This window comes from uncultured Nocardioides sp., assembly GCF_947488025.1.
GTDB lineage: Bacteria > Actinomycetota > Actinomycetes > Propionibacteriales > Nocardioidaceae > Nocardioides.
The window spans coordinates 99,946-119,899 of sequence record NZ_CANKYS010000004.1 but is presented as its reverse complement, the minus strand read 5'-3'; the positions used below and the strand labels follow the sequence as shown (position 1 = coordinate 119,899).

Genomic DNA, 19,954 nt, shown 5'->3' with positions numbered 1-19,954 from the left:
TCACACTGTAACGCATGCCTCCAGAGCCGACCGTCGAGATGCACCCGCAGCGCTGGGGCGACCCCGCGGCCGCCACCGTCCTGCCCGACTCCGCGCTCGGGCTCGTCGAGCTGGCCTTCGGGCTGCAGGACCGTCCGCCGGTCGAGGGCGCGACGCCGCCGGCATGTGCCCTGGACGACGCGCTTCTCGACGGCCTGCGGGCGGTCGTCGGCGCCGAGCACGTGCTCACCGACGACGCCACGCGGACCCTGCGCACGAGGGGCAAGTCCACCCCCGACCTGCTGCGCGCCCGCGCCGGCGACCTCGACGACGCACCCGACGCCGTCGTCCGGCCCGACGGGCACGAGCAGGTCGACGCCGTCCTCGCCTGGGCCGCGGACCACCGGGTGGCGGTGGTGCCCTTCGGCGGCGGCACCTGCGTGACCGGCGGGCTGGCCGCGCGCCGTGACGGCTTCGCCGGCGTGGTCAGCCTCGACCTGGTGCGGATGAAGCGGCTGCTCGCCGTCGACGAGGTCTCGATGACCGCGACCCTCGAGCCGGGCCTGCGCGGCCCCGAGGCCGAGGCGCTGCTCGCCGAGCACGGCCTGACGCTCGGGCACTACCCGCAGTCCTTCCGGCACGCCTCGATCGGCGGCTTCGCGGCCACGCGCTCGAGCGGGCAGTCGAGTGCCGGCTACGGCCGGTTCGACGCGATGGTCGTCGGTCTCACCGCGGCGACGCCGACCGGGTCACTGACCCTCGGGTCGTCGCCGGCCAACGCCGCCGGGCCCGACCTGCGTCAGCTGCTGCTGGGCTCGGAGGGCGCCTTCGGCGTCATCACCTCCGTCACGCTGCGCGTGCGACGCGCGCCCGCCGTGACGTCGTACGAGGGCTGGCGGTGGCCGTCATTCGACGCCGGCTCCGACGCGATGCGCGCCCTCGCCCAGGCCGGGCTGCTGCCGACCGTGCTGCGGCTCTCGGACGAGTCCGAGACGGCGATCAACCTCGCCGACCCCTCGTCCATCGGCGGCGCCGAGGACCCCGGCTGCCTGATGGTCACCGGCTACGAGGGCACCAAGTCCTTCGTCGAGGCGCGCCGAGCGGCCGTCGCCGCGGTCCTCACCGACCTCGGCGGCACCCCGCTCGGCACCGAGCCGGGGGAGAGGTGGGCGCACGGTCGCTTCGACGGGCCCTACCTCCGCGACGCGCTCCTCGACCACGGCGTGCTCGTCGAGACCCTCGAGACCGCGACCTTCTGGTCGAACCGCGAGCGGTTGCACGCCGACGTACGCGCTGCGCTCACCGCCGCGCTCGGCGACGGGTCACTGGTGCTGTGCCACGTCTCGCACGTCTACGAGACCGGGTGCTCGCTCTACTTCACCGTCGCCGCCCGGGAGGCCGAGGACCCCCTCGCCCAGTGGCAGGCGGCGAAGGCTGCAGCCAGCGAAGCCATCCGCGCCGTGGGCGCCACGATCACCCACCACCACGCGATCGGCACCGACCACAAGCCGTGGTTCGCCCAGGAGATCGGTGACGTCGGCGTGCGGGTGCTCCGCGCCGTCAAGGCCGAGCTCGACCCGGTGGGGGTCCTCAACCCGGGGGTCCTCATCCCCTGACGCTGGGCGGTCGCGAAGGCCCTACCGATATCTGAGGACGTGGTGGTCGTCAGAGCTGGCGTTCACCGACCACGGTGTCCTCAGATATCGACGCAGGCGACGCGGACCGGGTCTGAAACGTTACATGCGCGAAATGAGGCCCGCCCTCGACGGACATGCGCGGCTCATAGGAATGCAGGGCGTTCACCCACCCTCGTTCGAAAGGCCCTCGATCCTCCATGCCCTCTGTCACCCCCGGGCGCCGCGCCGCCCGTCTGGTCGCCCTGCCGGCGGCCGCGTCGGTCGCCCTCGGCGTCCTCGCCGTCACACCCGCCACCCAGGCGCTGACCAGCGTCGCCACCGACAACGGCGCGACGATCAACATCAACGACGCCCGTCGGCCCGGCCTCGACACCGGCTCGATCCGCAACGTCAGCGGGTCCCGGCTGGAGGGCTTCGGCAACCTCTTCGTCCACGTCCACGCACCCGCCGGCGCGGAGCCGCGGATGAACGACCAGATGATGCGCGGCTTCGGCCTGACGGCGGTCGGCCCCGGCTCGTACGCGTCGACGAAGTCCGTGCGCCTCGGCGACGTGCTCATGACGCGCAAGGTCCAGGTGGCCACCGCGAGCAGCACCACGAGCTTCTTCGACACCTTCACCAACGCCTCGACCGAGCCGGTGACCCTCGAGGTGTCCTTCGGCGGTTCGCTGGGGTCCGGCCTGACGGCGACGACGAGCCCCAACAAGGCCACGATCAGCGCCTCGGGAAGCGGCGACGCGGCCGTCGACCCGGCCGACACGTGGATCGCCGCGACCACCCCGGGCAACACCCGCCCGACCGGCGTCGTCGTCGGCACCGGGGTCGACTCGCTGGGCGACCAGCAGTCCAACCCGTTCCAGACCGCCTACGTGCCGACCGGCAGCCGCGCGAACGACCTGGGCTTCATCCGCACCCTCACCGTCGAGCCCGGCGCCACCGAGTCGCTGCTGCAGCACGTCGTCGTGGGAGCCCTCGGCGACACCTCCCAGATCGTGACGGACACCCAGGCGCTGGCGACGACGCCCGATCTCTCGGCGCTCACGATCGACGAGATCTGCACCCTGCAGAACGTCGACCTCTCGTCGTACGGTGCTGCCTGCACCGGCGCCGAGCCGCTGAAGCTGCCGGCCGCCGACACCGAGGTCGAGCACACCACGGACGTCGCCTACGACGTCACGGGCAAGACCATCGCCGAGCTCCAGGCGGACATGGTCGCGGGCAAGGTCACCTCGGTGCAGGTCACCAAGGCCTACCTGGACCGGATCGAGGCCTACGACGACGGTGCCCTCGGCTTCCACTCCTTCATCACCGTCGCGAAGGACGCCGTCGCCCAGGCGATGGCCGCCGACGAGGCCCGCAGGGCGGGTCGCACCGGAGACCTGCTGGGCATCCCGATCGCACTCAAGGACATCTACGACACCCGGGACATGCCCACCTCCGGCGGCACCCTCGCGCTGAGGGACTGGGAGCCGAAGAAGGACGCCTGGCAGGTCGCCAAGCTCCGCGAGGCCGGCGCGGTCATCATCGGCAAGACCGTGCTGTCGGAGTTCGCCAACTCCGGCTCCTTCAGCGAGAGCGGCTTCAAGCAGGTCTGGAACGCGCTCTACCCGTCCAAGACGTCGTTCGGCTCCAGCGGCGGCTCGGCCACCGCGGTCGCCGCGGACCTCGCGGCCGCGGCGATGGGCACGCAGACCGGCGTCTCGCTCTACGCCCCGTCGACCGGCGCCAGCCTGACGACCTTCCGCGGCACCGACGGCCTCGCCAGCACCAACGGCGTCATGCCGCTGACCTGGGCGACGGACTACGCGGGCCCGATGGCCAAGTCGGTCACCGACGTCGCGTCACTGCTGGACGCCACGTCGAGCCGCACGACCGGCAACAACCCCGACGACCTGCTCACCAGCCGCGTCGACAACAGCCTGCGCCCGGCGGAGTGGAAGTCGTCGCTCAAGGCCGATGCGCTCGAGGGCAGGGTCATCGGCTACGTGCCGACCGCCTTCGCCTCCAACGCGATCGTCGACGACAACGCCGGTCAGGTCGCGCTGGCCGACGCCCGGGCTGCCATCGAGGCGGCGGGCGGCACGCTCGTCGCCCTGCCCGCGGGGGCCGCGACCGCTCCCACCAACCCGCCTGCCGCGAGCTTCCCGACCTCGGGCAGCGCCGGCTCGGAGGGCTGGGAGCGCTACATCGCGGAGGAGCGCCCGGCGACCTTCCCGATGACCGCCGAGCAGCTGCTGGAGAACCCCGCCAACCTGCCCTACAACGTCTCCGGCAACTACAACTACAACCCGATGGACGACGCGAGCGTCGCCAACCTGCTGGCCCGTCGGGACGCCTACAAGGTCAACGCCGCGTCCTGGATGGACACCGCGTTCGGTCCGTCGGTCGACGCGGTGATCTACCCCGGCTTCCTCACCAGCATCGGCAACAACGACGCGGCCTCGGCGATCATGAGCTCCGATCGCGCCTCGGGCGTCATCACCCAGGGCCCCGGCCTGCCGACAGCCATCCTGCCGATCGGTTCCAACGACGAGGGCCAGTCCAACAACGTGCAGATCGTCGGCCGTGCCTGGGACGACGCCGCGGTGCTGGGCTACGCCTTCGCCGTCGAGCAGCAGGCCAGGGCCGCTGTGCAGACCGAGTTCGCCCCCGCCCTGGCCTGGAGCGGGCCTGCCGCGTCGACGACCTCGGTGAGCCTCGGCGCCACCGCGACGACGTACGGCACCCCGACCACCGCGACCGTGACCGTCGCGGCGGACGCCGCGGTCGCCGGCACCGTCTCGGTGGAGGTCGCAGGGGCGAGCGTCTCCGGGGCTCTCGCGGGTGGCGTCGCCACCCTCATTCTCCCGGCCACCACGCCCGTCGGCACCCACCTGGTGACGGCGACCTACGGCGGCTCCCCGACGGTCGCCGCGAGCGTCGCCACCGCGACGGTCAAGGTGACGCGGGCCGCGCCGAGCGTCACCGCCAAGCTCGTCAAGGCGAAGGTCAAGGAGGGCGTCAAGGCCAGGGTCCGGGTCGCGATCGGCTCCACCGCCACCTCGACGGTCCTGGTGTACGACGGCCGCAAGGTGATCCGCACCCGCTCGGTGACCGGGAGGAAGACGCTCACGCTGCCGAAGCTCAAGGTCGGCAAGCACCGCATCCGGGTCCACGTTGTCGCGACTGAGGAGTACGCCGCAGCCAGCAGCCGGACCCTGAAGTTGAAAGTCGTCAGGAAGAAGGGCAAGAAGAAGCGGTAGCTCGCACAGCCGCTGGTTGAGCAGGGCGCCCGGAGCCCTGCTCAACCAGCGGTCAGGCGAAGGACCAGACGAGGAGCTCGGTCTGCTCGCTGGCGCGGACCGTGCGCCCCGGCTCGTCGGTGAGGCGCACGGCGTCGCCCGCGCGCAGGTCGAGCCCGTCGAGCGAGACGCCCCCGGTGGCCGCGAAGACGTGCTGGCGCGGGTCGTCGGGGAGCGTCACCGACTCACCGGGGGACAGCCGCGCGAGCAGCAGCCGAGCGCCGGTCGTCCCGATCGGCAGTCCGTCGCCGCCCGCCACCTCCACCAGTCCGGACGACGACGGCGGCGCCTCGCCCAGGGCGTACGACGGCACGGCCCCCGGCGCGGACGGGGTGAGCCAGGCCTGGACGAACCGGCAGCGTCCCGACTGCGCGTCGGCGACCTCGCTGTGGCGGACGCCGGTGCCGGCGGACAGGACCTGGGCGCGGCCGGCCTCCACGACGTGGCGGCCGCCGGCGACGTCGGTGTGGACGAGCGCCCCCTCGAGGACCCAGGTGACGATCTCGAGCTCGGTGTGCGGGTGCTCGGGGTAGCCGGCGACGTCCGCGGCGGACGGATCGAGGCGGTCGTCGTTGTGGCAGACGAGCGGTCCGAAGCCCAGGTTCGCGGGGTCGTAGTGGGGCCCGAACGAGAAGGAGTGCCTGGTCAAGCGCCCCTTGACAGTGTCCGACGACCTGTCTGAACCGGCGTACAGGGCCATGCTCATGCCGATATCTTCGCGGATGTGCCACCCCCGCATGCAGACCCCCCGCACGACTTCCCCCTGCTCCCTCCCGGCTTCCGCTTCGGCACCAGCACGGCGAGCTACCAGATCGAGGGCGCGGTCGCCGAGGACGGCCGAGGCCCGAGCATCTGGGACACCTTCACCGCGGAGCCGGGACGCGTCGCCGACGGCAGCAGCGGCGCGGTCGCGTGCGACCACTACCACCGCGTCGACGAGGACGTCGCGCTGATGAAGGAGCTCGGCACGGGCGGCTACCGCTTCTCGATCGCCTGGCCCCGGATCCAGCCGACGGGCCGCGGCCCGGCCAACGAGAAGGGTCTGGCGTTCTACGACCGGCTCATCGACACGCTGCTCGCCAACGGCCAGGAGCCGATGGTCACCCTCTACCACTGGGACCTCCCGCAGGCGCTCGAGGACGACGGCGGCTGGCTCAACCGCGACACCGTGGAGCGCTTCGCGGAGTACGCCGCCATCGTCGGCGAGCGGTTCGCCGACCGCGTGGCGCACTGGATCCCGGTCAACGAGCCCAACGTCGCCTCGATCCTGGGCTACGGCCTCGGCACCCACGCCCCCGGCAAGGCGATGCTGTTCGACTGCCTCCCGGCCGCCCACCACCTGCTCCTCGCCCACGGCCGCGCCGCCATCGAGCTGCGCCAGGCCGGGGCGACGTCGATCGGGTGCGCCAACAACCACGCCCCGATCTGGCCCGCCAGCGACGACGACGCCGACGTCGGGATGAGCAAGATCTTCGACGCCCTCTGGAACGGCACGTTCCTCGAGCCGATGCTCCTCGGGCGTTACCCCGTCGACCTGATGCCGCTCTTCGAGGGCGTGATGGCCGACGGCGACCTGGCCACGATCCGGCAGCCGCTCGACTTCTACGGCGTCAACTACTACAACCCGATGAAGGTCGCCGCCGCCGACGCGGACTCCGAGATCCCCTTCGACCTGCGCGAGGTCGTCGGCTACCCGACCACCGACTTCGGCTGGCCGATCGTCCCCGACGCCTTGCGCGAGTGGCTGGTCATGTTCCGCGCCCGCTTCCGCGCCGCGCTGCCGCCGATCGTGATCACCGAGTCCGGCTGCAGCTACAACGTCGGCCCCGACGCGGACGGCGTCGTCGACGACCAGGCGCGCATCGACTACCTCCGCGCCCACGTCAACGCCGTCTCCGAGGCCATCCAGCGCGGCGTCGACGTCCGCGGCTACTACTGCTGGTCGCTCATGGACAACTTCGAGTGGGCCGAGGGCTACACCCAGCGCTTCGGCCTGGTGCACGTCGACTACGAGACGCAGCGGCGGACTCCCAAGAAGTCGTTCCACTGGTACGCCGACCTGATCAGGGCCCAGCCCCAGCACCTCTGAGGCAGATGTCTGAGGACGCCACGCACGTGGTGGAGGGCCCGACCCGTCCACGACGTCCTCAGATATCGGGTGGTTGACTTCCGCCATGGCCGACGAGCGTCCCGTCCCCGACCGCCCCGTGCCCGACCGTCCGGGGGCGCCCGGCGCGGAGGGCGGCTTCTCCGGGGGCCGGTCGAGCAACCACGGGATGACGTGGATCGCGCTGGTCCTGCTGCTGGTGATGCTCGTCGTGGTCGGGTGGCGGCTCTTCGACTTCTGGGACAGCCGGCAGCCGCCGTCGGGCGTCGAGACGCAGCAGGCGACGGTGGTCGGGTTCGAGGAGCTCGGCCCGAGCCGGGCCGGCCAGCAAGCGACGGAGTACTCCTCGGTCGTCTTCGAGCTGCCCGACGGCGAGCAGGCCTCCGCCCTCTACGAGCTGCGCCGCCTCGGCGACGTCGAGAAGGGCGACGAGATCACCGTCTACGAGCAGGGCGGCGAGTGGCGTACGACGGTCGAGCGGGCGTGGGGATCGACGCTCGCGTGGGCGGTCGGCTTCGTCGTGCTGCTCGCGATGGTCGTCGGCTGGTTCCGGGTCAGGTCGCGGGCGAAGAAGGCCGGATCGCCCGTCTGATCGCGCGTTCCGGGGTTTGACGGCGACCTCGTCGGGTAGGACTGGGGTCGACCACGACCGTCTCGACGAGATCGACGAAGGACCTGCCCCGTGAGCTTCCAGGTGGACCCCGACGCACTGACCGCGTCGTCGCGCCTCGCGTCCCAGCAGCGTGACCACATCGGCGCGATCGACGACTACATCGGCGCCTCCTGCAGCAACTTCGGCGCGTTCTCCGGAGTGCTCAACCTCTTCCAGGGCAGCTACGAGTCGGCCGTCGCCACGGCCCACGACGGGCTGCGCGACTCCCGCGCCGTCGCCGACAAGGTGCGCGACGCCTTCATCGACTCGCGCGACGACTACCTCGACACCGACGAGGCGACGTACGACCGCTTCCGCGCGCTCGCCCCCGACCCGGCCGGCTTCCCGCCCTACGCGCCGGCCGGCAGCGGCAACGACACCCCGGGCGGACCGCTGTCCAACGCCCCGCAGGACGGCAGCAGGATCCCCGACCTCGAGGACAAGCACCCCGGCATCTCCGACGGCGCCTCCGCGGTGGGCGACAAGGTCAGGCCCGGCAACGACGTCGACAAGCCGCCGCCGTGGATGGACCCGCAGAAGGCCGCCTCCGACGCGGTCACCGACGCCTTCGAGCGCCGAACGGACGAGTACCAGTACTACCGCTCGCTGGGCTACTCCGACGAGGAGGCGCTGCAGTTCGCCAAGACCGACGGCATCGACGGGCACGCCGACACGATCAACCACGACCGGATCAACCGCACCGCGGAGGACGCCTACAACAACGAGTACGACCGCGCGATCGCTGACGGCGCCAGCCCCGAGGACGCCCGCGAGCGCGCCAACGACGCCTACGCCGACTCGCGCTCGCGCGACTCCGCCGACCACGACCGGCGCCGCGACATCGGCAGCACGGCCAGCACCTACAACGACCTCTACAACGAGGGCAAGGAGACGGTCGAGCAGGTCAACGACCTGGTCGACAGCGTCAACGAGATCGGCGACAACGCCGAGGACCTCGGCAGCTACGACGACTACCAGTCCCAGGACGAGGACGAGACCGCACAGGAGTGGGCCGGACGATGACCACCATCACCGAGCACGTCAACCCGCTGTCGGCGGTGGCCGGCGGCACCCCGCCGGGCACCCAGGGCCAGTACATCGAGGACAAGAAGGGCGAGTGCGGCCTGATCATCCCGGCCATCGACGGCATCGTCGACAAGATCACCGGCTGGAGCCTGCTCGAGGCGCTCTTCAAGCCGGTGGCCGGCGACTTCAACGCCGTGTCGTCCATGCAGCTCGCGTGGGGCAACGTCGGCAACGCCTGCGCCGGGGTCGGCCAGAACTACACCTCGCTCGGCCAGCAGCTCCCCTCGGTGTGGACGGGGCCGGCCGGCAGCGCCGCGGCGTCGCGGATGGCCGACATCGGCGAGATGCACGCCGACCAGCAGGAGGCCTCGGGCTACATCGCCGAGCAGCTCGGCCACGTCATCGAGGTCGGCAAGGCCACTCTCGACGTGCTGGTCATCGCCATCGACTTCATCGACGGCGTCATCCAGGAGCTGATCATCTCGGGTCTCGCGGGCCCGATCGGGTGGCTCAAGGCGGGCGTCTCCGCACCCGGCAAGGCCCGCCGCATCGTGGAGCTGATCCACGACGGCCTGCGGGCGATCGAGAAGCTCACCGAGGCGGCGCAGGCACTGCTCAAGGTCCTGCGCTACGTCAACGCCGGCCTCGGCGGCGCCAACGCCGTGCTGACCTCGATCAGCACCGCCCAGCACTCCTCGGCCGGCAACCGCACCGACGACTCCGCCCAGCAAGGATTCTGATGGCCCTCTCCGACGACCCCGGCCTGCAGGCCGCCCTCCAGGACTCGCGCCGCCAGGCCAACGAGGCCTCAGCGTCGCTGCGTCGCCTCGCCGCCCACCTCAGTGCCGAGCGCGACAAGTTCCGCGCCGAGTCGGCCCGCCGCATCGCCGACCTCCAGGCCCAGGCCCGCCGCGGCGAGCTCGGCCCGGACCAGGAGCGCCTCCAGCGCCGCGTCGACGCCGGGGAGACGTCGTGGCGCGACATCGCGTCCGGCGCGGACGACGACCCGACGGCGGAGGCCGCCCGTGCCCACCTCGGCTCGAGCCTGTCCGCCCTGCGCGAGGAGCTCGAGCAGGACGAGGCCTTCCTGGAGGCCGACGCCGCCGCGCGGGCCCAGCAGGAGCGGGCGACCCCCGAGCACTGAGCGGTGCCCGGCGCCCCCGATAGGCTCCGATCATGACCGAGCCCACCAGTCGCCGCGTCGTGTTCGTCGTCGGCTCGGGCCGCAGCGGCACGAGCACGATGGCCGGCACCTTGCGCACGCTCGGCCTGCACGTGCCCCAGCCCGAGGTGGTCGCCGACGCCACCAACCCCAAGGGGTTCGGCGAGCCGCGCTGGGTCGTCGACCTGCACACCGAGCTCCTCGCCCGGAGCAACGTCCAGGTCTCCGACGCCCGGCCCCGCGCGTGGCTCGACACCGGCACCACCAGCGGTGACCACGCCACCCGCGAGCGCGTCACCGCGTGGCTGGAGGGACAGTTCGACCTCGGCGACGAGCTGGTCATCAAGGACCCCCGCGCGGCCTGGTTCCTCGGCCTGTGGCGGGCCGCGGCCGACCGCTGCGGCGCCACGTCGTCGTACGTCACGATGCTGAGGCCGGTGACCGAGGTGGTCGGCTCCAAGCAGGCCTACTACGGCAAGGTCGGCGCGGGCTCCGACCAGGGGGCCGTCACCCGCACCGCCGCGTGGATCAACATGATGCTCCACACCGAGCGCGCCACGCGCGGCCAGCAGCGGGCTTTCGTCCACTACGCCGACCTGCTCGACGACTGGACGCAGCCGGTCTTCGCGCTCGGCGAGGCCTTCGACCTCGCCGCGGTCAAGACCGCGATGGCCGTCGACATCGCCGAGGTGCACCGCTTCATCGACCCGTCGCTGCGGCGCGTGACGATGACGTGGGACGACATCGGCGTGCCGGCCCGGCTCCGCGAGCTCGCCGACGAGACGTGGCAGGCGCTCGACGCGATCGCCCGCGACGACTCGCCCGCCCACCAGGAGCGGTGTGACCAGCTGCGTGCCGCCTACGCCGAGGACTACGCCGAGGCGGAGGCGTTCGCACACTCGACGGTGGTGGCCCAGCGGCGCGCCGCCGCCGCGGAGGCCCGGCGCGAGGCCGGACAGGCCGCCCGCAGCGGCGCCGACCGGGTGCCGCACGCAGTCCGCGCGATGGTGCCGCCCGCGGCCCGGCAGAAGCTGCGCCGGGTGATCGGCCGGGAGCGGCCCGCCTGATGCCCGACATCGCCTCCCTCGAGGGGGACCCGGCGTACGACGTCACGTGGCCCTGGACGTCCGGCGAGCCGCTGGTCCCCGGGCTGACGTGCGTCTTCCGGGTCCGCAACGAGGCGCGCAACCTGCCGTGGGTGCTGCCGCCGGTCTTCTCGGCGGTCGACCACGTGCTGGTCGTCGACAACGGCTCCGACGACGGCACCGCCGACGTCGCGCGCGCCGTCGCCGAGCAGTGCGGGGCCACCGACCGCCTCACCGTCCTGGACTACCCCCACCAGGTGGCGCGCGCCGGTGGCGAGCACCTCGCCACGCCGGCCACGAGCGTCCACTCGCTCACCCACTTCTACAACTGGTGCTTCTCCCACGTCCGCACGACCTACTCGATGAAGTGGGACGGCGACATGGTGCTCACGCCCGAGGGCGCCGGGATCCTGCGCGACCTGGCATGGCAGCTCCAGCCCACCCGCGCGATCGTCGCGATGCCGCGCCACCCGCTGACCGTGGTCGACGAGTCCACCGGCTGGCTCGACCTGTCGCTGCGCTTCCTGGAGCCGTGGGTCTACCCGATGGGCCCGGACACGACCTTCGTGAAGGCCTTCGACTGGGAGCTGCGCGAGCAGCCGCCCGGCATCGAGCGGATCGTGCTCCAGCAGGGGCTGGTCGTCGAGGTGAAGTGGCTCGACGCCGACGAGTACGCCCACTGGCGCCGCGACGGCGTCGACTTCACCAACACCCGGCTCTACCGCAAGCTGCGGGAGTTCGAGGTCGACGAGGCGATCCGCAACGGTGACCCCGAGGCGCTCGGCGGGCTCGTGAAGGTGACCGCGCCGGCCGGCGTCCACATCATCGACCACGTCAGCCGCGACTGGCTCTGGCGCCAGCCCCGACCGCTCGTGCAGCACTCGCTGCCCGCCGCCCTGAGGCACCGAGGGCCGAAGGAGCACGTGTGACCGTGACCCACCCTCTCCACGACCTCCGCCTGCCCGGACCCACGCTGGTGCTGGTCGACGACTCCGACAGCCTCGCCCTCGACGCGCTGCACGGCATCGAGGACCTGCCCGGCCTCGAGCCGACCGTCGTCCCGCTGTCCACGCTCGACGGGCCGCGCAAGGGCTGGGGCTCGGTGCTCGTCGTGGCGGCCGACCGCGCGCGGCTGCGACGGATGGCCAGCGCCGTACCCCTCCTCGGGCAGTGCAAGGCCGTCGCCTGCTGGCTCACCGACTCGCCCGTGCCGTGGGTGCTCGTGCCGCGCCCGGAGTGGCCGCGGCTGGTGCACCTCGCCGCCCGCGAGGCCGGTGACCGCGGCGTCCTGACGGTCGCCCGCTTCGCCTCCGGCGCCCGCGCCCAGCTCGTGGTGATGGAGATGGCCCGCCAGGCCGCCGGCCCCGGTGACACCACCCACGGCGGCCTCGTCGTGGCGTACGCCGGTCGCCCCGCCGCGCCGGGTCTCGACGCCCGGTCGGTGCTGCTGCGCGACGTCGCGGACGCCGGCGACGCCGAGCGCGACGTGCCGCCCGACGTGGTGGTCGCCCGCCGCGGAGCCACCTCTCAGCAGAGCGTCGCCGAGCACCACGTCATCGACCGCGCCCCGACCGTCGTCACCGACCCGGGTCCCGAGCCGGTCGACGAGCGGGTCTTCAACCCGATCGGCTTCCGCAAGGACTGGGACCACCCCGTCGTCGACCTCGCCCGGCTCGTCGACCGTGCCGGTCCGGGCCCGGTCACCGAGGGCGTCGTCGCCGCCGCGCGCGCCTTCCAGGGCGTGCGCCTCCCCGCCGACACCCCCACCGCCGACGTGCTGGCGCTGGCGATCTCCGGCGTGCCGGTCGTCACCGAGGGCGTGCTCGACGTGGCGCCGCCGCTCGCTGCCGCCCTCGACGCCGAGGTGGACCTCGACGACCCGCTCCGGCGCGAGGAGCACAGCCTGGCCGTGCGCCGCGCGGCCTTCGACCACCACTCGACCCTGGCGTGGAGGTCGGCGCTGGCCTCGCGCGCCGGTGTGCGCCACGTCGGGCTGCCGGCGGTCAGCGCGCTGCTGTCGACCAAGCGGCCCGAGATGCTCGACTTCGCCCTGCGGCAGGTCGCCCGGCAGCGGGGCGCGGAGGTCGAGCTGGTGCTCGCCGCGCACGGCTTCGAGCCCGACCGCGACGCCGTACGCCGGGCCCTCGGCGACCGGCCGCATCAGGTCCTCACCTTCGACGGGTCGGCCTTCTTCGGCGACGTCCTCACCGCCGCGGCGCGGGCCGCGTCGAGCGAGGTGCTGCTCAAGGTCGACGACGACGACTGGTACGCCCCCGACGCCGTCCACGACCTGCTGATGGCCCGCCGCTTCTCCGGCGCCGACGTGGTCGGGATGCCCTCGGAGTTCGTCTACCTGCACGCCAACGCGGACCGCGAGGCCCTCACCGTGCGGCGCCGCCACCCCTCGGAGCTCTTCGCCCGCTTCGTCGCCGGCGGCACCCTGCTGCTCGACCGCGGCACGCTCCACGCGCTCGGCGACTTCCGTCGGGTCCGCAAGTACGTCGACGCGCAGCTGCTCTCGGGCGTCGAGGCGGCGGGCGGCCGGATCTACCGCACCCACGGCCTCGGCTACGTCCTGCGCCGCACCGGCGCGGGACACACGTGGCAGCGCGACGACGAGGAGTTCCGCCGACCTGACATCGTTGCCTCGGAGTGGCCGGGCTTCCAGCCCAGCCTGGCGTTGGAGGTCGACCCGGTCGACCGGCCTGGCCCGGACTCGACAGGGGGGAGCTAGGACATGGCGCGGCAGCCGGTGGTGCGGCACAACGACTGGGGGTCGCTGACCCCTGCGACGCTCGGCGCCTGGGAGCCGACGCTGGCGGTCACCGTCGTCGTCCCGACGTTCAACTACCAGCACACGCTGCCCTACGTCCTGGCCGGGCTCGCCGCGCAGTCCTACCCCTCGCACCTGCTCGAGGTGCTCGTCGTCGACGACCAGAGCTCGCCGCCGCAGGAGCTGCCGGAGGTCCGCCCCGACCACACCCGGCTGATCCGGGTCGAGGAGGGCTGGGGCCGCGCCAACGCCTGCCACCTCGGCGCGCTCGCGGCCGACGGCGACGTCCTGCACTGGTACGACGCCGACATGCTGGCCTACCGCGAGGAGGTCGAGGCACACGCCCGGTGGCACCACCTCGTCGACTACGCCGTCCCGGGCGGGGCCAAGCTGTTCGTGGACCCGACGTCCCTGCTCGAGGTCGACCCCGCCGTCGTACGTGACCGGGTGGCGGCCGGCGAGGCGGGCGACCTCTTCCCCGGCCAGGAGCACGAGCCGCACCAGTGGGTGGAGGACTACTGGGCCAAGACCGACGACCTCCGCACCGCGGGCCCGCGCGCCCAGCGCTACCACATCGGCATGACCGGCTCGGTGACGAAGGCGCTCTACCTCGACTCCGACGGCTTCGACCGCACCCTGCGCCTCGGGGAGGACATGCACCTCGGCCACTCGCTCGCCCAGGCCGGCGGCGTCTTCGTCGTCGACCGCGAGGCCCGCAGCTGGCACCTCGGTCGCTCGCAGGTCTTGCGCCGGGCCGAGCAGGTCAACCGGTTCAACGACCCCTACCTCGCCGACCTCGTGCCGACGATGCGCCCGAAGCGCAACCGCCGCGGCCGCACCTACCAGGTGCCCTACCTCGAGGTCGTCCTCCACGCCGGTGCGGCCGACGAGACGATCCACGTCGTCGACTCGCTGCTCGACGGCGACGTGCCCGATCTCCGGGTCACCGTCGTCGGCCCGTGGGGATCCGTCCACGACGACCGCGTGCAGCCCGTCGAGGACCCGGTGCTGGAGACCCGCCTGGTGCACCGGTCGTTCGTCCACGAGCCGCGGGTGCGCCTCGTCGAGGAGGCGCCGAGCGGCTCCGAGGCCGAGTTCGTGCTGACGCTGCCCGACGTGTCGCTCGCGCCGCTCCCGGCCGCGCTGGCGGCCCTCCTCGACGACCTCGAGCGCACCCACCACGGCGCCCGCGTGCTGTCGTACGACTCGGGCGCGGCCGCGCGGCTCGAACGGACGTCCGCGCTGGCCCGCGTCGGTCGCCTCGCCGCTCCCGGCGACGACCCGGAGGCGCTGCTCGAGGAGTCGTTCGGCGTGAAGACCTACCCCGCGACGTCGGTCGGCTGGGTGCCGGTCGTCGATCGCGTCGTCGAGCGGTTCGTCCTCGGCGCCCGCCCGCCGATGGACCCCGACAAGTCCGAGCGTCGGCTGCGCAAGGCGCTCGCCCAGGGGGCGGGTTCGCGCGAGTCCGCCGACGACCCGACGGCTCCCGTCAACGGGGACGGCGACCACCGGCGTGGGCTCTTCGGCCGCCGCCGCTGACGCCGACCGGGCGCTTCCTGCCGTTTGGAGGCGCTGACCGGGCGCTTCCTTTGCGAGCCGTCCGGCTTGCGTCATGCGTCACCGCACCTATGGGTGCGCCTTCGTATGACGCACCTGCCCAGAGGCGGCCGGTCGGTCAGTCGGCGCCGAAGAGGTCGCGCGTGTAGACCTTGTCCTGCACGTCGGCGAGCTCCTCGACCATCCGGTTGGCGACGATGACGTCGGCGCGCTCCTTGAAGGAGGCGAGGTCGTCGGTGACCTCGGAGCCGAACCACTCCTCGACGTCGAGCTCGGGCTCGTAGACGACGACCTCGACGCCCTTGCCCTTGAGCCGCTTCATGATCCCCTGCACCGACGACTCGCGGAAGTTGTCGGAGCCGGCCTTCATGATCAGCCGGTGGATGCCCACGACCTGCGGCGCACGGTCGAGGATGTCGAAGGCGATGAAGTCCTTGCGGGTGGTGTTGGCCTCGACGATGGCGGAGATCAGCGTCTGCGGGACGTCGGAGTAGTTGGCCAGCAGCTGCTTGGTGTCCTTCGGCAGGCAGTAGCCGCCGTAGCCGAACGACGGGTTGTTGTAGTGCGTCCCGATGCGCGGGTCGAGGCCGACGCCGTCGATGATCTGCCGGCTGTCGAGGCCGCGGGACAGCGCGAAGGAGTCGAGCTCGTTGAAGTAGGCCACCCGCATCGCGAGGTAGGTGTTGGCGAAGAGCTTGATGGCCTCGGCCTCGGTGGGCTCGGTGAAGAGCACGGGCACGTCGTCGGCGTCGGCGCCCTTGACCAGCAGCTCGGCGAACGCGCGGGCCCGCTCGGAGTCCTCGCCGACGACGATCCGCGCCGGGTACAGGTTGTCGTGCAGCGCCCGCCCCTCGCGCAGGAACTCGGGGGAGAAGATGACGCCCTCGATGCCCAGGCGTGTGCGGACGTCCTCGATGTAGCCCACCGGCACGGTGGACTTCACGACCATGGTGGCGCCCGGCTCGATGCGGTGGACGTCGCGCATGACGGCCTCGATCGAGCTGGTGTCGAAGTAGTTGGTGACGGGGTCGTAGTTGGTCGGCGTCGCGATGATGACGAAGTCGGCACCGGTGTGCGCCTCCTCCGCGTCGGTCGTGAAGGTGACGTCGAGCTCCTCCTCGGCCAGGAAGCGCGAGATGTCGTCGTCGTGGATCGGGCTCTCGCCGCGGCGCAGGGTGTCGATGCGCGGGGCGTCGAGGTCGAGGCCGACGACGGTGTTGTGCCGGGCCAGCAGCACGGCCATGGACAGGCCGACGTAGCCGAGGCCGGCGACGGAGATCTTCGTGGTCACGCGGTCAGTGTGCCGTACGTCCTGCCGGCAGGACCGCGAACCACGGCTCCGACCACCCCGAGACCCGGAGGTCGCCACGCTCGAAGGCGTCCCGCGTGATCGTCGCGGGTCGGCCCGTCGCCGGGTCGTACGCCGTCAGCCCGTCGTCGCCGCCGATGAGCGGGCCCACGACCAGCACGACGTGGCGCGGCAGCGACCGGTTGCCGACGTAGAGCGGCACGGCGTGCCCGAGGGAGACGGCGTGCACCACGTCGTCGTACGCCTCACCGCGGCGTCGCGGCGAGACGGACCGGACGCGGTGGCGGGTGCCCGGTGGGGACGTCCCGCCGGTGATGGTCAGCTCGTGCGCCAGGGCCCACGGAGCGGTGCCGAGGGCGCGCGGCCATGCGACCTGCAGCGCCCCGGAGGCGCCGTACCAGCGGTTGGTGCGCACGTGCGTGGCGAGGACCTCGTCGGCGAAGCGGCGGTCTCGCGGACGGGGGTCGCGTGGGCGCCCGGTGACCTCACCGGTCCCGAGCCACCGGGCGTAGTCGTCGTCGCCCAGCATCCGCGCGACGACGAGGCACGCCGATCCGCAGGTGGTCCGATCGGGTTGTACGAGGCCGGCGCGCACCCCACGGAACGCGCCGGCCTGCGCACCGCGCAGCGGGTCGGGCGACAGCGGCTCCCGACCCGGCGCCGGCCGACCGGCGAGCGCGTCGCGCAGCCGGTCGACCAGGTGCTCGAGCAGGCGCATGGTCCATGTCTACCGCGCGGCCTGCCCGACGTGGGGGTCAGCCGCGGTCGGCCATGGAGGGGGACGGACGGCGGAGAGAGGGGAGGCGCATCGGTCTGGGACCCTTCGTCGACGTGCCCGCTGGGATGGCGGCTCCCCAGTGGTTCGGAGTGACCCGGGTCACGGATGGGTGGGTATCGCCCTTGCCGCTTCTGGGTACGGTCCAGGCATGGGTATGGCAAAGAAGATGGCGGCCTTCGGCATCGCCAAGAAGGTCTACGACGAGGCGCGCAAGCCCCACAACCAGGCCAAGATCAAGCAGGCCGTGCAGAAGATGCAGGAGCGCCGCGGCGCCAAGCGCTACTGAGCGGTCCGGGTCGGGGTGCCACGCACCCCGACCGCCCAGGCGTACGCCGCCAGGGCGAGCAGCACGGGCCACAGCGCGGCCCGCTCGAGCGCACCCGCCGCCCGGCCCTCGCCGGAGAGCACGAACCCCACCGCCACCGCGGCGGTGAGGGCGCCGGTGGCGAGCAGCGCCTTCGCCAGCCGCGGCCGGGTCCTCCGCACGCGGTGGCTGAGGAGCAGCAGCGCCAGCGGCTGGGCGACGAACAGCGGAGCCGCGGCGAGAGCGTGCAGCGTGGCGTCCTGGTCGAGCGGCGTCAGCCCCGTGGCGTACGAGCTGAGTCCCGAGACCACGAGCAGGCCGGTCACCCACGGGCCGAGCGGCCTCGCCATCAGCAGCGCCCCTCCGGCGAGCGCGACGCCGTAGACCATGAAGGCGCCGTTCATCACCTCGTGGCGCGGTGAGCAGTACGCCGCCGTGCACCCGACCTCGCCGAGCCTGCTCACCGAGTCGGCGAGAAAGCTGTAGCCGCCGGTCGTCGCGGCGGCCGTGACCACCTCGGCGGCGATGTAGGTCGGGCGGAGCAGGAGGACGAGGGCGCCGAGCCGGACGGCGCGGGTCGGGGTGTCGGGCACCCGGCCAACGTAGCCACGCCCCGGGAGACACTGAGCGCATGGACCTCGACCGTTTCGTCGCCGCGCAGGACGACCACGCCACCTACGACCGGGCGCTGTCGGAGCTGAGGGCCGGCCGGAAGACGAGCCACTGGATGTGGTTCGTGTTCCCGCAGGTGGCCGGCCTGGGCCAGAGCCCGACCGCGAAGCACTACGAGCTCGCCGGCCTCGAGGAGGCCCGCGCGTACGTCGACCACGAGGTGCTCGGCCCGCGCCTGCTCGCGTGCTGCCGCGCCCTGCTCGAGCTGGACGACGGCTCGACCGCCGAGCAGGTGCTCGGGGCGGTCGACGCGATGAAGCTCCGCTCGTCGATGACGCTCTTCGCGCGCGCCGACCCCGACCAGCGGGTCTTCCCCGACGTCCTGGACCGCTTCTTCGACGGAGTGGCCGACGAGCGGACGCTCGCCCTGCTCGGCTGAGGCCGCGCCCGTCCGTGTCGGTCCTGCGCCCCACCACTTGGGGTGGGGAGCCGTTGCGACGTCCGCCGGGCCGGCGTAGGACTTGCAGATGACCACCACACCAGTTGAGCCCGAGTCCGACCCCGACGTCGTCCCGTCCGGTGACCCCGGTGTCGCCCCGATCGACCCCGGCGAGGTGCCCGACTCGCCGATCCCCGAGACCCAGCCGGCCGGCGAGAAGTAGCACTCCTCGCCGATCTGCCTATGCTCGCGCCATGACGATCCAGCAGCCCACCGAGCTCACGCACGCCGCGATGCTGGGCCTCGGTGTCCATCGGCCCGAGCGGCTCGTGACCAACGACGAGATCTGCGAGGTGCTGGACTCCTCCGACGAGTGGATCCAGACCCGGTCGGGCATCCGCACGCGCCGCTTCGCGGGTGAGGACGAGACGCTCATCGGGATGTCGGTCTCGGCGGCCGAGAAGGCACTCGCGGCCGCGGGAGTCGGCCCCGAGCAGGTCGGCTGCGTCATCGTCGCGACCTCGACCCACCCCGAGCACACGCCCGCGTCGGCGCCGCAGGTCGCGACCGCGCTCGGGATCACCGCGGCCGCGTTCGACATCTCCGCCGGGTGCGCAGGCTTCTGCCACGCCCTCAACCTGGCCGCGTCGATGGTGCGCTCCGGCGCCGAGAGCCACGTGCTCGTGATCGGGGTCGAGCAGCTGAGCCGCTTCATGGACCCGACCGACCGGGGCACGGCGTTCATCTTCGCCGACGGCGCCGGCGCGGTCGTGGTGGGTCCTTCCGAGGCCCCCGGCATCGGTCCGACCGCGTGGGGCTCCGACGGCTCGCAGTCCCACGTCATCACACAGACGCCGAGCTGCCTCGGCGGGCACTCCGAGGTCGACCACCCGGTGGTCCAGATGGAGGGCACGGCCGTCTTCCGCTGGGCGCCGTTCGCGATGGCGAAGGTGGCCCACGAGGCGCTCGACCTTGCCGGCGTCTCCGTCGACGAGCTCGACGCCTTCATCCCGCACCAGGCCAACCTGCGGATCACCCAGACCCTGGCCAAGAACATCCAGATCCCCGAATCCGTCGCCATCGCCACCGACGTCATCGACTCCGGCAACACCTCGGCCGCGTCCGTGCCGCTCGCGATGGAGGCGATGCTGCGCAAGGAGGAGGCGGAGGCCGGCCAGACCGCGCTGCTCATCGCGTTCGGGGCCGGGCTGTCGTACGCCGGCCAGGTCGTCACCCTCCCGCCGCTGGGCTAG

The 19,954-nt window shown here is 72.6% G+C and carries 19 protein-coding genes; 15 read left to right on the top strand and 4 right to left on the bottom strand.

The window, feature by feature from the left end:
* The first annotated feature begins 14 nt into the window (after window positions 1-14).
* Window positions 15-1,595 (top strand): FAD-binding oxidoreductase, encoded by a 1,581-nt coding sequence (locus Q1B24_RS09310; protein ID WP_299926753.1) that lies wholly within the window; start codon window positions 15-17, stop codon window positions 1,593-1,595.
* A gap of 218 nt (window positions 1,596-1,813) precedes the next feature.
* The gene (locus Q1B24_RS09305; RefSeq protein ID WP_299926751.1) at window positions 1,814-4,858 is read left to right on the top strand and encodes an amidase; all 3,045 of its coding nucleotides are present in this window, start codon (window positions 1,814-1,816) and stop codon (window positions 4,856-4,858) included.
* 52 nt (window positions 4,859-4,910) lie between these two features.
* Here the strand turns inward: Q1B24_RS09305 and Q1B24_RS09300 are convergent, their stop codons facing one another.
* On the bottom strand, window positions 4,911-5,546 hold the full coding sequence (locus Q1B24_RS09300; RefSeq protein ID WP_299926749.1) for a pirin family protein: 636 nt from the start codon (window positions 5,544-5,546) through the stop codon (window positions 4,911-4,913).
* A 75-nt stretch (window positions 5,547-5,621) separates the two neighbouring features.
* Between Q1B24_RS09300 and Q1B24_RS09295 the strand changes: the two genes are divergently transcribed.
* The 9 genes from Q1B24_RS09295 to Q1B24_RS09255 all read left to right on the top strand — a co-directional run bounded on the left by Q1B24_RS09295 (window position 5,622) and on the right by Q1B24_RS09255 (window position 15,241).
* Window positions 5,622-6,986, top strand: coding sequence for a GH1 family beta-glucosidase (locus tag Q1B24_RS09295; protein WP_299926747.1), 1,365 nt, complete (start codon window positions 5,622-5,624; stop codon window positions 6,984-6,986).
* Between the two features lie 85 nt (window positions 6,987-7,071).
* A complete protein-coding gene (locus tag Q1B24_RS09290; protein WP_299926745.1) occupies window positions 7,072-7,596 on the top strand; it encodes a hypothetical protein in 525 nt (174 codons plus the stop codon).
* 90 nt (window positions 7,597-7,686) lie between these two features.
* A complete protein-coding gene (locus tag Q1B24_RS09285) occupies window positions 7,687-8,679 on the top strand; it encodes a hypothetical protein (RefSeq protein WP_299926743.1) in 993 nt (330 codons plus the stop codon).
* Window positions 8,676-9,422, top strand: a complete 747-nt coding sequence (locus Q1B24_RS09280) for a hypothetical protein (protein ID WP_299926742.1) — start codon at window positions 8,676-8,678, stop codon at window positions 9,420-9,422. Before Q1B24_RS09285 ends, Q1B24_RS09280 begins: the two co-directional genes overlap by 4 nt.
* Window positions 9,422-9,826, top strand: coding sequence for a hypothetical protein (locus tag Q1B24_RS09275; RefSeq protein WP_299926741.1), 405 nt, complete (start codon window positions 9,422-9,424; stop codon window positions 9,824-9,826). Before Q1B24_RS09280 ends, Q1B24_RS09275 begins: the two co-directional genes overlap by 1 nt.
* A gap of 32 nt (window positions 9,827-9,858) precedes the next feature.
* Entirely contained in the window at window positions 9,859-10,911 is a 1,053-nt protein-coding gene (locus Q1B24_RS09270) for a sulfotransferase family protein (RefSeq protein ID WP_299926739.1), read from the top strand.
* Window positions 10,911-11,858 (top strand): hypothetical protein, encoded by a 948-nt coding sequence (locus Q1B24_RS09265; RefSeq protein ID WP_299926737.1) that lies wholly within the window; start codon window positions 10,911-10,913, stop codon window positions 11,856-11,858. Before Q1B24_RS09270 ends, Q1B24_RS09265 begins: the two co-directional genes overlap by 1 nt.
* Before the next feature lie 2 nt (window positions 11,859-11,860).
* Complete coding sequence (locus tag Q1B24_RS09260; protein WP_299926735.1) at window positions 11,861-13,663, top strand: glycosyltransferase family A protein; 1,803 nt, start codon at window positions 11,861-11,863, stop codon at window positions 13,661-13,663.
* 3 nt (window positions 13,664-13,666) lie between these two features.
* Window positions 13,667-15,241: a glycosyltransferase family A protein gene (locus Q1B24_RS09255; RefSeq protein ID WP_299926733.1), complete on the top strand. Its 1,575-nt coding sequence runs from the start codon at window positions 13,667-13,669 to the stop codon at window positions 15,239-15,241.
* Window positions 15,242-15,377: 136 nt separating this feature from the next.
* Here Q1B24_RS09255 and Q1B24_RS09250 read toward each other — a convergent pair whose 3' ends face one another.
* On the bottom strand, window positions 15,378-16,550 hold the full coding sequence (locus Q1B24_RS09250) for a nucleotide sugar dehydrogenase (protein WP_299926730.1): 1,173 nt from the start codon (window positions 16,548-16,550) through the stop codon (window positions 15,378-15,380).
* A 4-nt stretch (window positions 16,551-16,554) separates the two neighbouring features.
* On the bottom strand, window positions 16,555-17,286 hold the full coding sequence (locus Q1B24_RS09245) for a hypothetical protein (RefSeq protein ID WP_299926727.1): 732 nt from the start codon (window positions 17,284-17,286) through the stop codon (window positions 16,555-16,557).
* A gap of 208 nt (window positions 17,287-17,494) precedes the next feature.
* On the opposite strand from Q1B24_RS09245, the gene Q1B24_RS09240 reads away from it, so the two are divergent.
* Window positions 17,495-17,632 (top strand): hypothetical protein, encoded by a 138-nt coding sequence (locus Q1B24_RS09240; RefSeq protein ID WP_299926724.1) that lies wholly within the window; start codon window positions 17,495-17,497, stop codon window positions 17,630-17,632.
* Here Q1B24_RS09240 and Q1B24_RS09235 read toward each other — a convergent pair.
* Window positions 17,626-18,243, bottom strand: coding sequence for a DUF998 domain-containing protein (locus Q1B24_RS09235; RefSeq protein ID WP_299926721.1), 618 nt, complete (start codon window positions 18,241-18,243; stop codon window positions 17,626-17,628). The genes Q1B24_RS09240 and Q1B24_RS09235 overlap by 7 nt on opposite strands.
* A gap of 38 nt (window positions 18,244-18,281) precedes the next feature.
* Between Q1B24_RS09235 and Q1B24_RS09230 the strand changes: the two genes are divergently transcribed.
* The 3 genes from Q1B24_RS09230 (at window position 18,282) to Q1B24_RS09220 (ending at window position 19,954) form a co-directional block, all read left to right on the top strand.
* Window positions 18,282-18,701, top strand: coding sequence for a DUF1810 domain-containing protein (locus tag Q1B24_RS09230; RefSeq protein WP_299926718.1), 420 nt, complete (start codon window positions 18,282-18,284; stop codon window positions 18,699-18,701).
* Between the two features lie 88 nt (window positions 18,702-18,789).
* Entirely contained in the window at window positions 18,790-18,924 is a 135-nt protein-coding gene (locus Q1B24_RS09225) for a hypothetical protein (RefSeq protein WP_299926715.1), read from the top strand.
* 31 nt (window positions 18,925-18,955) lie between these two features.
* On the top strand, window positions 18,956-19,954 hold the full coding sequence (locus tag Q1B24_RS09220) for a beta-ketoacyl-ACP synthase III (protein WP_299926712.1): 999 nt from the start codon (window positions 18,956-18,958) through the stop codon (window positions 19,952-19,954).

What these genes read in the sequence shown, in the direction of transcription:
- Q1B24_RS09305 (WP_299926751.1), top strand. Translation starts at nt 1,814, where the DNA reads ATGCCCTCTGTCACCCCCGGGCGCCGCGCCGCCCGTCTGGTCGCCCTG.
- Q1B24_RS09255 (WP_299926733.1), top strand. Translation starts at nt 13,667, where the DNA reads ATGGCGCGGCAGCCGGTGGTGCGGCACAACGACTGGGGGTCGCTGACC.
- Q1B24_RS09240 (WP_299926724.1), top strand. Translation starts at nt 17,495, where the DNA reads ATGGGTATGGCAAAGAAGATGGCGGCCTTCGGCATCGCCAAGAAGGTC.
- Q1B24_RS09280 (WP_299926742.1), top strand. Translation starts at nt 8,676, where the DNA reads ATGACCACCATCACCGAGCACGTCAACCCGCTGTCGGCGGTGGCCGGC.
- Q1B24_RS09230 (WP_299926718.1), top strand. Translation starts at nt 18,282, where the DNA reads ATGGACCTCGACCGTTTCGTCGCCGCGCAGGACGACCACGCCACCTAC.
- Q1B24_RS09265 (WP_299926737.1), top strand. Translation starts at nt 10,911, where the DNA reads ATGCCCGACATCGCCTCCCTCGAGGGGGACCCGGCGTACGACGTCACG.
- Q1B24_RS09245 (WP_299926727.1), bottom strand. Translation starts at nt 17,286, where the DNA reads ATGCGCCTGCTCGAGCACCTGGTCGACCGGCTGCGCGACGCGCTCGCC.
- Q1B24_RS09220 (WP_299926712.1), top strand. Translation starts at nt 18,956, where the DNA reads ATGACGATCCAGCAGCCCACCGAGCTCACGCACGCCGCGATGCTGGGC.
- Q1B24_RS09275 (WP_299926741.1), top strand. Translation starts at nt 9,422, where the DNA reads ATGGCCCTCTCCGACGACCCCGGCCTGCAGGCCGCCCTCCAGGACTCG.
- Q1B24_RS09270 (WP_299926739.1), top strand. Translation starts at nt 9,859, where the DNA reads ATGACCGAGCCCACCAGTCGCCGCGTCGTGTTCGTCGTCGGCTCGGGC.
- Q1B24_RS09310 (WP_299926753.1), top strand. Translation starts at nt 15, where the DNA reads ATGCCTCCAGAGCCGACCGTCGAGATGCACCCGCAGCGCTGGGGCGAC.
- Q1B24_RS09225 (WP_299926715.1), top strand. Translation starts at nt 18,790, where the DNA reads ATGACCACCACACCAGTTGAGCCCGAGTCCGACCCCGACGTCGTCCCG.
- Q1B24_RS09290 (WP_299926745.1), top strand. Translation starts at nt 7,072, where the DNA reads ATGGCCGACGAGCGTCCCGTCCCCGACCGCCCCGTGCCCGACCGTCCG.